Genomic DNA, 10,014 nt, shown 5'->3' with positions numbered 1-10,014 from the left:
CAATCGCGGCCAGCAGCGAGCAGACCACGTAGTCGATCGCAACGACGCGTCCGGTGCGAACGCCCGCCGCCTTCGCCGCGCGAGGGTTGGCGCCGATGAGATACAGGCCGCGCCCGAACACGGTGAAGCGCAGGACCAGGAACAGCAGTGCGAAACACAGCGCGGCGAACAGGATGGGCACCGGAATGCCGATCAGCCGTCCCTCCGCCAAGGCCTCCGTAAAGGCTTCGGGAACGCCCGGCACGGGAAAGCCGCCGCTGACGGTTGACGCCAGTGCCATGACAATGTTGGCCATGCCAAGCGTCGTCACCAGTGGATTGATGCCGATACCGGCGATGAGGACGCCGTTCAGCCCGCCGATCAGCAGCCCGACGCCAAGGCCAGCGGCGATCCCCCACAGGATGGGCATATCGCCGCTTCCGGTCATCACCATCGCCGATATGACGCTGACGAGCGAGACGGTAAAGCCAAGCGACAGGTCGAAGCCGCGCGTTAGCAGCACCATGGTCTGCGCCATGGCAAACAGTGCGAGATAACTGGTCTGGATCGCGATGTTCCAGAGATTGCCGCTTGAAACGATACGCGGGTCGAGCAGACCGAGAACCAGCAGGGCCAGGAATACAAGCCCCGGCAGCTTGGCCTGCGCCGCGAACTGGCGGATGTCCGGGCGAGCGCGGTCAAGAACAACCGGAGCCGCCATGCCTGGACGATCAGACATTGGCCCGCCTCCCCTGAACAATTCGGTCGAAAGCCAGTGCGCCGATGAGCACCGAACCCAGCACCAGCGTCTGGAATTTGCTGTCGATCTGCGTGAGGTTCATCGCATTGGCAATGATTGAGAGGCACAGCGCCGCCATGGCGACGTTCTCGGCGCGGCCTGAGCCGCCGCGCAATGAAACGCCGCCGATCACCGCAGCGGCGATCGTCTCCAGTCCCAGCGTGCCGCCGATCGTGGACTGGCCAGAGCCGATGCGAGCGGTGATCAGCACGCCGGCGAGTGCGGCCAGAAGACCGGAGAGCACATAGGCGGTTATCAGCACACGGTGAGTCCGCACGCCCGACAGCCGGGCGGCGCCGACATTGCCTCCGACGGCGTAGAAGTGGCGCCCGAGCGCGGTCCGACGCTGCAGAATGATGGCGATGCCGATCACCACGATCGCCAGCAGCAAGACCGGCGGCAGGCCAAGCACCTGCCCTCGCCCGATGGCATCGACGAAAGCGTCGGAAACGCCATAGATCGGGATACCCTGCGTGTAATAGAGCGTAAGTCCCGCGACGATCGACAACGATGCCAATGTCACCATGAAAGGTGATAGGGAAAGGCGCGCCACCAGCGTGCCGTTTACCAGGCCAACACAGGCGCCGCTGGCCAAGGCCAGCGCTACCGGCACCAGCAGCTGGAGCCCATGCGCGTCGGGCAAAGTGGCCATCGCCGCGGCTGTGACCACTGACGCCAACGCCATGGTGGCGCCGACCGACAGATCAAAACCGCCCGTGGTCATGACGATCATCTGACCGATCGCCGGAACCGCCAGGAAGGAGAAATTGCGCAGGACGTTGAGGATGTTCAGGCGGTTCAGAAAACGCGGTTCGATGATCGCGGCCGCCGCCGCGACCACGACCAGAAGCAGGATGACGATCCCGCCAGTTTCCACGAAACGGCGCCGCAGCGTGTCAGGGCTCATGCCGCCTCCGTGGCGCCGGTTTCGGCGTCGAAATAGTGACGCAGCACAGTCGCCTCGGTGATGCCGTCGGCTTTGAGTTCGGCGACTATGCGCCCTTCGCGCATGACATAGACGCGGTTGGCCAGGTGAACGAGCTCTGGCAGTTCGGACGATGACAGCAGAATAGCCGCGCCATTCTCCACCAGGCTTTTCATCAGCCTGTAGACCTCGCTTTTGGCGCCGACGTCGATGCCGACCGTCGGTTCATCGAAAATATGGACCGAGACCGGGCGCATCAGACCGCGCGCCAGCACGAGTTTCTGCTGGTTTCCTCCCGAAAAGGACGACGCCGCGCGTTCCGGCCACATCGGTCGCAGCCCCAGTGTCTTCAACGGCGCGGCTATGGCCCGGCGCTCGCGCCATGACTTGAGCAGTCCGGCGTGGGACAGTCTCGGATCGTCCAGGGCGGCCATGGTCACATTCTCGCGGCCCGGGCGGGTGAGGGCCAGTCCTTCAGCGCCGCGATCAGCCGGATAGTAACAAAGTCCGGCACGCAAGATGCTGTGCGGCACTGGCGCTCGAACCACCGCGCCATGGAGCTCGATCTCACCGGACGTCACCCGCTCCAAGCCGAACACGGCAAATCTCTCTGCTCCCAATCCGCCGTCGGCCGGCATCACGATCCCCTTGACGAAAGACGAGGCCGGAGACAGCAGCTATGCCTCGCTGATCTACAGCGCCAGCGAATAAAGCCAGGGCGATCAGCCAGGCCGAATAGATGGCAAGCCCTTGCTCCCCCATTAGCCCGGCAACCGAAGACATCATGACGACGGAGCCGCGCGCCGCGCAAAGTCGTGCCAGTGTCACGCGTGTGAACATGAATGCCGAGCGCGCATTCACAGTCATGATCTCATCCCAGCCGTCTAGGCTTGCACACGAGAAGTCGCCCCGCCCCGTCATTCGTGCATTGTTGACGAGCCCGTCGATCTTCCCCCGGCCAAAGTCCAGCGCGGCATCGACGACCGCCCGGCAGCCCGCTTCGTCGCGCGCATCGCAGGCGATGAGACGTGCATCGGCAAAGAAAGACAGTCCTCCGACTGGCTGCAGAGGCTGGGCCCGATTGCGTAACGCGGCTCGGAGATTCGGGCCTGATCAAGCTCACATACGGTCGCCACTCGAGACGGCTGCACCAACATCCCGCTTGCGGCGGCAAGGACCCCGGAGGACAAGACCAGTCTTGAGGTCGAGCAATGTCGCTGCCGGGGTTTCGGCGACTTCGGTTGTCAATAGGGCGTCGCGCTCGGCCTCTATCTGCTTGATCTGGGCGAGCAACAATTCGAGCCGATCGAACTCGCGGCGGATCTGCGCCTTCTCATCATGCGCAGTATCGCCAACCTAGCCGTTCTGTCGAGCGGCGCTTGAGCGCCGTCGTCCACGTTGCTAATCATCATTTCCATCGTTTTGATGTGGTGCATTGGCCCAGAAGCGAGCCGCCGCAAATCGTGCGGTTGCCAATACGTAATGGAGTGAATTGGAATGATCATCGTAACAGGTGCCACGCACGGGATAGGGCGGGCCTGCGTGGAGAAACTTGCGTCTGCCGGTTCCAGAGTGGTGGCGACCGGCCGAGATGCAGAAGCGGGCGCGACGCTCGAACGCGCCAATCACGGCGTCACGTTCGTGGCCGGTGACGTCATCCGTGAAGACCATTGCCGCCGTGTCATTGACCGCGCGCTTGAACTTGGCGACGGCCGGCTCGCGGGCCTCGTGAACAATGCCGGCATGTCGAAGCGTGTTGCCTTCGCCTCCGCCACCCAGGACGATTGGGATGAGGTCCTGGCGGTTAATGCACGTAGCGCCTTTTTCTTCATCCGTCATGCGCTGGAAGGCTTGCGGCACGGGAGGGGTTCAGTCGTCAACATAGCCAGCATTGCCGGAAAGACGGGCGAAGAAGGGCTCGCCGCCTACTGCGCCTCGAAGGCCGCGGTCATCGGCCTGACGCAGGCGCTCGCGCTGGAATTCGGCGAGGAGGTCCGCTTCAACGCTGTCTGCCCCGGCCAGATCGAAACGCGCATGATGGGCGAGATCATAAGCGATGCACTACGCAAGAAGCAGCTCGAACTGCGGATCCCTGCCAACCGCTTCGGTGCCCCTGAAGAGGTCGCGGATGTCGTCGCTTGGTTGCTTTCGGATCAATCGACCTATGTCAACGGCACGGTGGTGACTGTAGACGGCGGGGAAACGGCCGGCCTGCGCACGCCGCGTGTCGCGCAGATCGATGGTGGTTAGAAGGCGTTCAGCTCAGTCGCAGCCGCGCTCCTCGAAATAGCGCAGAATCGGCGAGCCCCGCTTGATGTCGTTCTCGATGGCCTCGCGGGCCTTCTTCTTGTTGCCAGCCCTCAAGGCGTCGATGAGATGGTCATGTTCATCCGTGCCGGCACAACCACGCGGAATTTCCCGGTAGTAGACGTTGAGGATTGGCCCCATCGAGGCCCACATGCTTTCGATCTGTCCGATCAGCATCGGCATACGCGACAGGCGGTAGACGCCGAAGTGGAAAGCGCGATTGGAGGATCGCGCTTTCCTCGAGATTGCCGGCCTTTTCGCTTTTTACGAATGAGACGCGGAAGCTCTCAAGCTGTTCGAGATCGGCGGGGGTAACATGGTCGGCAGCGTGTTCTGTCGCCAGCCCTTCAAGCGCCATGCGGATCAGCTTGATCTGAATGTAGCGGGCGCGGCTGAGGTCTGGCACCGCGACGAACCTGCCGGAGCGCAATTCGAGCGCCTGCTCGCTGACGAGCCGCAGACAAGCTTCGCGTACCGGCGTAATGCTGGTTCCGAGCTGCTCTGCAAGATCCTGCATGAGGAGGCGATCGCCCGGTGCGAAATTGCCGATGATCAGGCCTTCCCGCACCTTGTTGTAAATCCGGGCGGACAGGCTACCCACCTCACCGGGCTGCATCTCCATAACGCCCATGGGAATTCTCCTCGTCTCTATTCGGGGGCCGGGGTTCCAACAAGGGCTGAAGAAAGCGACCCCCCCAGGTCAATGTCGAAATCGTCACGCTGTCCGATCAGGCGGGCGGAGGTTGAAACGCAGGCATTTCACAAAATTACAACAATTATAACATATCATTGACAAATATAGTTTTTTGATTTCGCGCGCGGAGCCATCCGGCATCCTACAATTTTTAACTTTTATTTTTTTGTGACGAGTAATTTAACAACACTAACGGTTATTTTACTTGAATTTTATGGCTTATTATTCAACTAATTACGGCGGCCCAACCCGGGCAAGCGGGTTGGCCGAAATCCAATTTGCTGGTGTTTGTTGAGGATGCGACGGGCGTTGGCGGCGTGCACGAAGCAGCTCTCAGCGCGCCGAAAAACGGTTCCCCCACAGGAGATTGACATGGACTACGTGCAATATTTCGCCGAACGTATCGAACAACTCAAAGGCAGCGGCGACTATCGTGAATTTGCCGATCTGGAGCGTCAGTCTGGCAACTTCCCTAAGGCCTGGCTCAATGGGCCTGACGGCCGAAAAGAGGTAACCATTTGGTGCACTAACGATTATCTTGGCATGGGGCAGCACCCCAAAGTGCTGTCGGCGATGAAGCGCGCCATCGATGCCAACGGCGCAGGATCGGGTGGATCCCGCAGCATTGGTGGCACCAACCATTATCATGTCTTGCTGGAGCGGGAGCTTGCGGATTTTCACGATAAGGAAGCAGGATTGATTTTTGTTTCCGGCTTCAGCTCGAACGATTCATCATTGAGTACATTAGCATCGTTGATGCCGAACACAGTTATTTTTTCCGACGCACACAACCATGCCTCGATTATCAGTGGATGCCGCAACAGCCGGGCGGAAAAGCGCGTCTTCCGGCATAACGATGTTGCGCATTTGCGGGAACTTCTGGGCAGTGTAGATCCTGCAAGACCCAAGATCGTTGTTTTTGAATCAGTGTATTCAATGGACGGTGACATTTCGCCGATCAAAGAGATCTGTGACGTAGCGGACGAATTTGGCGCAATGACGTTTCTGGATGAAGTTCATGCGTCGGGAATGTACGGTCCGAAAGGCGCCGGCATTGCCGCGGAACGTGGCATCATGAGTCGTCCAACCATCATCGAAGGGACGCTTGGTAAAGCGTTCGGCTCGATGGGCGGTTATGTGACCGGACCGGCTTCCATTGTTGACAGCATACGAAGCTTCTCGACTGGTTTTATTTTCACCACGGCGCTTGCGCCGGCGGTGGCGGCGGGTGCGCTGGCTGCGCTCCGCCATCTTCGCGGTTCAGATTCAGAACGAATTGCTCTGCGCCGGCAAACGAACCTTTTGATCGGCTTGCTGAAAGAGGCGGGCATCCCGGTCATGCCGACTGAAAGCCACATCATTCCTGTGCTGATCGGTGATCCATTCCGTTGTAAGGAAGCGTCCCGTCAGCTTTTGGATCAGCATGGAATATACGTTCAGCCAATTCTGGTGCCGAGTGTTCCAGCGGGAACCGAGCGGTTCAGGGTGACGGTTACACCCGCTCACAGCACGACAGATATTCGTACGTTCGTCGATGCGCTCAGGCAGGTTCTACTGCGGGACAATCTTGGCAAGGTTGCCTGAGGCGAAAATGCAGAGGATGATAGCACGGCGCAGCCTCAGACCTGACGGTGCCAGCCGGACAGACCCCAGTGGTTGAGCGCATTTTGAAGAATAGACCTCGGAGCGCACCCACAGTGTTACGGCGATGGCGGCGTCCATCCCGTCGATGAGATGCTGGATGTCGTATGCCATTAAAGAGCTGATATCCGCTAGTACCTCTGCACAGAGGATTTGACGGGTTGGGTGGGTTGAAGAGTGGGCAGGCTGTTGATGAGCTATGGCGGTAGCTGGGTGATGACGGTTTGAGGAATGCAGCGATCGAGGCGGGTCACAAAGCCTGCCAGAACCTCCCGAAGGAGCGATACGCCATGAAGACTGATGGCACCGTTTTTAGAAGCAAGCGAGACGGGTGGCGATCGCAGCATTACCTTCACCGCCTGCAGCGATCTCCGGGGCGATGGAAGTCCGCGGGCCTTCAGGCCGACTAGCAACTCGCGCAAGCTCTGGGTGACCTCACACACACCACATGGAGGCCGATCAGATCCTTCTGACCTTCCGGCGTCTGCGCCAATGACGACCAGCACGCAGGCCGCATCGTCCTCCATGCGTGCAGATAGCCCGTCTGTCCAGATAAAGACGTAGCGGCGGGCCGAGAGGTCGCGGCGCTGCCAGCGATCATAGTCCGCAGTCCCTCCTCTTTCATCCGGCCGATCACCGAGGGCGACAGGTTTGGGCGCGTTCTTGCCGAGCAGCGCCGCACTGCTCCTGGCATCGAGGCTCTTCGTCCGCCGCGCCAATTTCGTGCGACACCGCCGGTAACCAAAGCGTTGCAACAGATCCTTCAAATCAATTTACAAGATCTTTACGACCGCCAGTCGTTGACAATGGTACGTTCACCGCAAGTCTGAGGTCAGGCACGGCTGAAAAAGTCGATACCGATTTACGCTCGGACCGCCGCACAACACGCAACATCGGAAGTAACAGCAATGGTAAGAAGAGCGCTCATCTTGGTTGAAGGTCATAGTGGCATTGGTCTGCTATACATCCAGGCAGCTCAGCGTCTTGGTCTTCATCCAATTACTCTGTCGGCCGATCCATCTCGGTACGACTATCTTGCGACAGAAGGAATTGAGGCAATCCGTGTTGATACTGACAATCTCGATGCGCTGATCCGCGAATGTTCCCGGCTACGTGCGACCTATGACATTGCTGGCATCACAGGCTTTTCGGGCGTCGACGAGTCGGTCTATGCGACAGTTGGCAAGCTTTGCCGGCATTTCGATCTACCGGGACCGAACCCTGAATCGACTGAACGAAGCTGCGACAAATTCAATCAACGCCAGCTCCTCGCGCAGGCCGGCGTTCCAATACCTGCTTATCGGTTGGCAACGAACGCGGCGGAGGTAGAAAGCTCGGGTGCGGAGATCGGCCTGCCCGTGATTCTTAAGCCAGCAGTAGGCAGCGGCAGCATCGGTGTCCGATTGTGCCGCAGCGTCGAAGACGTAGCCGAACATACGACCTATCTGTTGGGCGGAAAGCACATATGGCGGTCTACGCCGAAAATACTCGTCGAAGAATTCGCACAGGGCCCGTTCTATAGCACTAATATTATGGGAAATGAGGTCGTTGGGATTTGCGCCAATGACTTTGGTCCCCTCCCGCATTTCGTCATTCGTGAGGTGACCTATCCGGCCCTGCTGACTGACGAGGAGCGTGAGCGCATCGCCGATGTTTCGCTGAGCTGTTTGCGAGCTCTCGGCATTGGCTGGGGGCCAACGAACATTGAACTCCGGTGGACGAAGCGTGGCCCGGTCGTCATTGAAGTCAATCCGCGCCTTGGTGGCATGCCCGATCCTCAACTGGTTCAATTGGCTTACGGTCTCGATCTCGTCACCGAGCACATCAAGCTTGTCATTGGCGAGGAATGGAACCTGCGCAAAAGGCATTCGCACACTGCGGCCGCGCGGTTCCTGCTTCCCGATCAAGATGGCATCCTAGACTGGATCGGTGGCGACACTCAAGCGGCAGCTATACCAGGTGTCGCCGAGGTCAAATTAAATGTTGAACCCAAGACGCTGATCGTCAGGAAGGGCGATTTCCGAGATCGGATCGGACATGTCATTGCCACTTCACCCAGCCTTACTGAAACGGAGGGTGCCCTTCAGCGCGCCGTCGACTTGATCGATTGGTCGATCACCCCTTTTCCGGCCGTTGGTGAATAACATGTCTATCCCTATGCTATGTCGGCAAGGATGACCACGTGGCAAAGAGTGGTGCGAGCGAATGGGAATGCCGCCGCGAGGCCCTTACATTCGTCTCTCCTCATTGGCCGTGGACCGCTCGGCCCGAGACGATATATTGCGTCTACAATACATTTCCGCTGCTCTTCACGCGAAGCTCAAATAACTTGCCTGCGATCTGCTGCGTCGGCCCTAAGCCAGAAGGGCATTCTGGTAATGGAGTGCGTGGGGTTGGAGTTGGCGGAGCGTTGGGGGGATTGGACGGGAGGTGCTTTCACCCAAGCGTCCACGCGCCATATCTCCGTGTATCGCCGAGCGGCAACTTCAAGTTGAGAAGAGGCTGAAACCGCCTGCGCCACGGTCATACGGATCGAGACGGGTTCATTCCTTCTGTTCCGGCCGGTGATAGGCCGTGTCGGTTTGGTCAGCGCATTCCCATCAAGCCGCGGCAAACATTCGCATCCGATCGGTACAACGGTGAAACGGGCTCCAAGAGGCGGCCGACACCTTCATCGGACACTCGTACTCTCAACAGAACGGGCAACCTTCGACCGCAGGATCATGCGGCCAGGGCCGAACCAATAGTCAAGAGGTGCGGTCGTGGTCGAGTAGCTCAGCCATTCGGCTTTCGCCCTCACAGATCCGGGCGGGCGGATTTCCCGCACCCGGCTCTTCCCGAGGGTAACCCGCGTCATATCCGTGCCTGCGCCCAAGTTCGAGTGATGCGCGGAGTTGGCAGGGGGAAACGCGCGCCGTCAGGGTCTCGAACTCCGACCAGCCCATGCGCCGGCTTTTCTGGCTGCGCCGTCTCAGACACCGTAGCCATATCCGGCGCATTTGCCGATGGAATCCGTTGAGCGCTGGGTAGTTGTGCGGCCTGCCGTAGTATCCGTAGTGTCCACGCAGAACGGCGGCGAACCACCTGTGCTGCGCAGCCATTGGCGCGTGCATGAGCCGCCAGGCAGCCTGGCGCAGCGCCGTCAGCTTGCGCGTCAGGCGTTTCCCTTCCGTCTTGTGCTTCACGATGAACCGGCCATCCCGGGTCCGCCCGCAGTAGTGGGTGAAGCCCAGAAAGGCGAAGGTCTCGGGTCGCCGCTCGCCACGCCGCTGTCGTGAGAGGGCCGCGAACCGCCCAAACTCGATCAACCGCGTCTTGTCCTCGTGGAGTGTCAGGCCAAAGCCGGCCAGCCGCGCCTTGAGGGCCAACAGCATCTCCTCTGCATCGGCCTTCTTCTCAAAGCCCATGACGAAGTCGTCAGCGTAACGCACGATCACAACGCGACCGTGTGCATGGCGCCGACGCCATTGGTGGCCCAGAGATCGAGGATGTAGTGCAGGAAGATATTGGCGAGGAGCGGACTGATGCCCGCCCCTTGCGGGGTACCCCTGTCCGTCTCTTGCTTCTCGCCGCTCTCAAGGACGCAGCCCGCAACCACAGCCCAATGAGCCGTAGGATACGACGATCAGCGATCCTGTGCGCCACCATCCGCAGCAGCCACTCGCGTGG

Annotated in this window: 11 protein-coding genes and 1 pseudogene; 3 read left to right on the top strand and 9 right to left on the bottom strand. The window is 59.8% G+C overall.

Going from position 1 to position 10,014, the window contains the following annotated elements; genetic code table 11:
- The 4 genes from NKH52_RS34770 to NKH52_RS34755 all read right to left on the bottom strand — a co-directional run.
- Nucleotides 1-718 (bottom strand): ABC transporter permease (locus tag NKH52_RS34770; RefSeq protein WP_352658021.1); only part of this gene is annotated, 718 nt, incomplete at its 3' end.
- Nucleotides 711-1,685 (bottom strand): ABC transporter permease, encoded by a 975-nt coding sequence (locus NKH52_RS34765; protein ID WP_352658018.1) that lies wholly within the window; start codon nt 1,683-1,685, stop codon nt 711-713. The genes NKH52_RS34770 and NKH52_RS34765, both read right to left, overlap by 8 nt.
- Nucleotides 1,682-2,341 carry an ATP-binding cassette domain-containing protein gene (locus NKH52_RS34760; RefSeq protein ID WP_352658015.1) on the bottom strand — a complete coding sequence of 220 codons (660 nt, stop codon included), beginning with the start codon at nt 2,339-2,341 and terminating at the stop codon, nt 1,682-1,684. Before NKH52_RS34760 ends, NKH52_RS34765 begins: the two co-directional genes overlap by 4 nt.
- Nucleotides 2,271-2,726: an SDR family NAD(P)-dependent oxidoreductase gene (locus tag NKH52_RS34755; protein ID WP_352658024.1), complete on the bottom strand. Its 456-nt coding sequence runs from the start codon at nt 2,724-2,726 to the stop codon at nt 2,271-2,273. Before NKH52_RS34755 ends, NKH52_RS34760 begins: the two co-directional genes overlap by 71 nt.
- A gap of 474 nt (nt 2,727-3,200) precedes the next feature.
- On the opposite strand from NKH52_RS34755, the gene NKH52_RS34750 reads away from it, so the two are divergent.
- The gene (locus NKH52_RS34750; RefSeq protein WP_352658012.1) at nt 3,201-3,953 is read left to right on the top strand and encodes an SDR family NAD(P)-dependent oxidoreductase; all 753 of its coding nucleotides are present in this window, start codon (nt 3,201-3,203) and stop codon (nt 3,951-3,953) included.
- A gap of 12 nt (nt 3,954-3,965) precedes the next feature.
- On the opposite strand, the gene NKH52_RS34745 is transcribed toward NKH52_RS34750, so the two are convergent.
- Nucleotides 3,966-4,187 (bottom strand): GntR family transcriptional regulator, encoded by a 222-nt coding sequence (locus tag NKH52_RS34745; protein WP_352611077.1) that lies wholly within the window; start codon nt 4,185-4,187, stop codon nt 3,966-3,968.
- A complete protein-coding gene (locus tag NKH52_RS34740; protein ID WP_352611075.1) occupies nt 4,090-4,641 on the bottom strand; it encodes a GntR family transcriptional regulator in 552 nt (183 codons plus the stop codon). The genes NKH52_RS34745 and NKH52_RS34740 overlap by 98 nt, the downstream gene beginning before the upstream one ends.
- Nucleotides 4,642-5,076: 435 nt before the next feature.
- On the opposite strand from NKH52_RS34740, the gene hemA reads away from it, so the two are divergent.
- Entirely contained in the window at nt 5,077-6,288 is a 1,212-nt protein-coding gene (gene hemA, locus NKH52_RS34735; RefSeq protein WP_352658008.1) for a 5-aminolevulinate synthase, read from the top strand.
- Between the two features lie 414 nt (nt 6,289-6,702).
- Here the strand turns inward: hemA and NKH52_RS34730 are convergent.
- Nucleotides 6,703-7,067: pseudogene (locus NKH52_RS34730) on the bottom strand (transposase); the annotation flags it as partial.
- A 186-nt stretch (nt 7,068-7,253) separates the two neighbouring features.
- Here NKH52_RS34730 and NKH52_RS34725 point away from each other — a divergent pair.
- Complete coding sequence (locus NKH52_RS34725; protein ID WP_352611071.1) at nt 7,254-8,489, top strand: ATP-grasp domain-containing protein; 1,236 nt, start codon at nt 7,254-7,256, stop codon at nt 8,487-8,489.
- A gap of 603 nt (nt 8,490-9,092) precedes the next feature.
- Here NKH52_RS34725 and NKH52_RS34720 read toward each other — a convergent pair.
- Nucleotides 9,093-9,782, bottom strand: a complete 690-nt coding sequence (locus tag NKH52_RS34720; RefSeq protein WP_352736075.1) for a reverse transcriptase domain-containing protein — start codon at nt 9,780-9,782, stop codon at nt 9,093-9,095.
- Nucleotides 9,779-9,943 carry a hypothetical protein gene (locus NKH52_RS34715; RefSeq protein ID WP_352658230.1) on the bottom strand — a complete coding sequence of 55 codons (165 nt, stop codon included), beginning with the start codon at nt 9,941-9,943 and terminating at the stop codon, nt 9,779-9,781. Before NKH52_RS34715 ends, NKH52_RS34720 begins: the two co-directional genes overlap by 4 nt.
- Nucleotides 9,944-10,014: the final 71 nt, after the last annotated feature.

Origin of the sequence: Mesorhizobium sp. M1066 (genome assembly GCF_040318635.1) — a bacterium.
Lineage (GTDB): Bacteria > Pseudomonadota > Alphaproteobacteria > Rhizobiales > Rhizobiaceae > Mesorhizobium.
Note: the sequence above shows the minus strand (reverse complement) of the source record. Positions and strands in the feature narration are given on the sequence as shown.

What these genes read in the sequence shown, in the direction of transcription:
- NKH52_RS34765 (WP_352658018.1), bottom strand. Translation starts at nt 1,685, where the DNA reads ATGAGCCCTGACACGCTGCGGCGCCGTTTCGTGGAAACTGGCGGGATC.
- NKH52_RS34760 (WP_352658015.1), bottom strand. Translation starts at nt 2,341, where the DNA reads ATGCCGGCCGACGGCGGATTGGGAGCAGAGAGATTTGCCGTGTTCGGC.
- NKH52_RS34750 (WP_352658012.1), top strand. Translation starts at nt 3,201, where the DNA reads ATGATCATCGTAACAGGTGCCACGCACGGGATAGGGCGGGCCTGCGTG.
- NKH52_RS34745 (WP_352611077.1), bottom strand. Translation starts at nt 4,187, where the DNA reads ATGCTGATCGGACAGATCGAAAGCATGTGGGCCTCGATGGGGCCAATC.
- NKH52_RS34740 (WP_352611075.1), bottom strand. Translation starts at nt 4,641, where the DNA reads ATGGGCGTTATGGAGATGCAGCCCGGTGAGGTGGGTAGCCTGTCCGCC.
- hemA (WP_352658008.1), top strand. Translation starts at nt 5,077, where the DNA reads ATGGACTACGTGCAATATTTCGCCGAACGTATCGAACAACTCAAAGGC.
- NKH52_RS34725 (WP_352611071.1), top strand. Translation starts at nt 7,254, where the DNA reads ATGGTAAGAAGAGCGCTCATCTTGGTTGAAGGTCATAGTGGCATTGGT.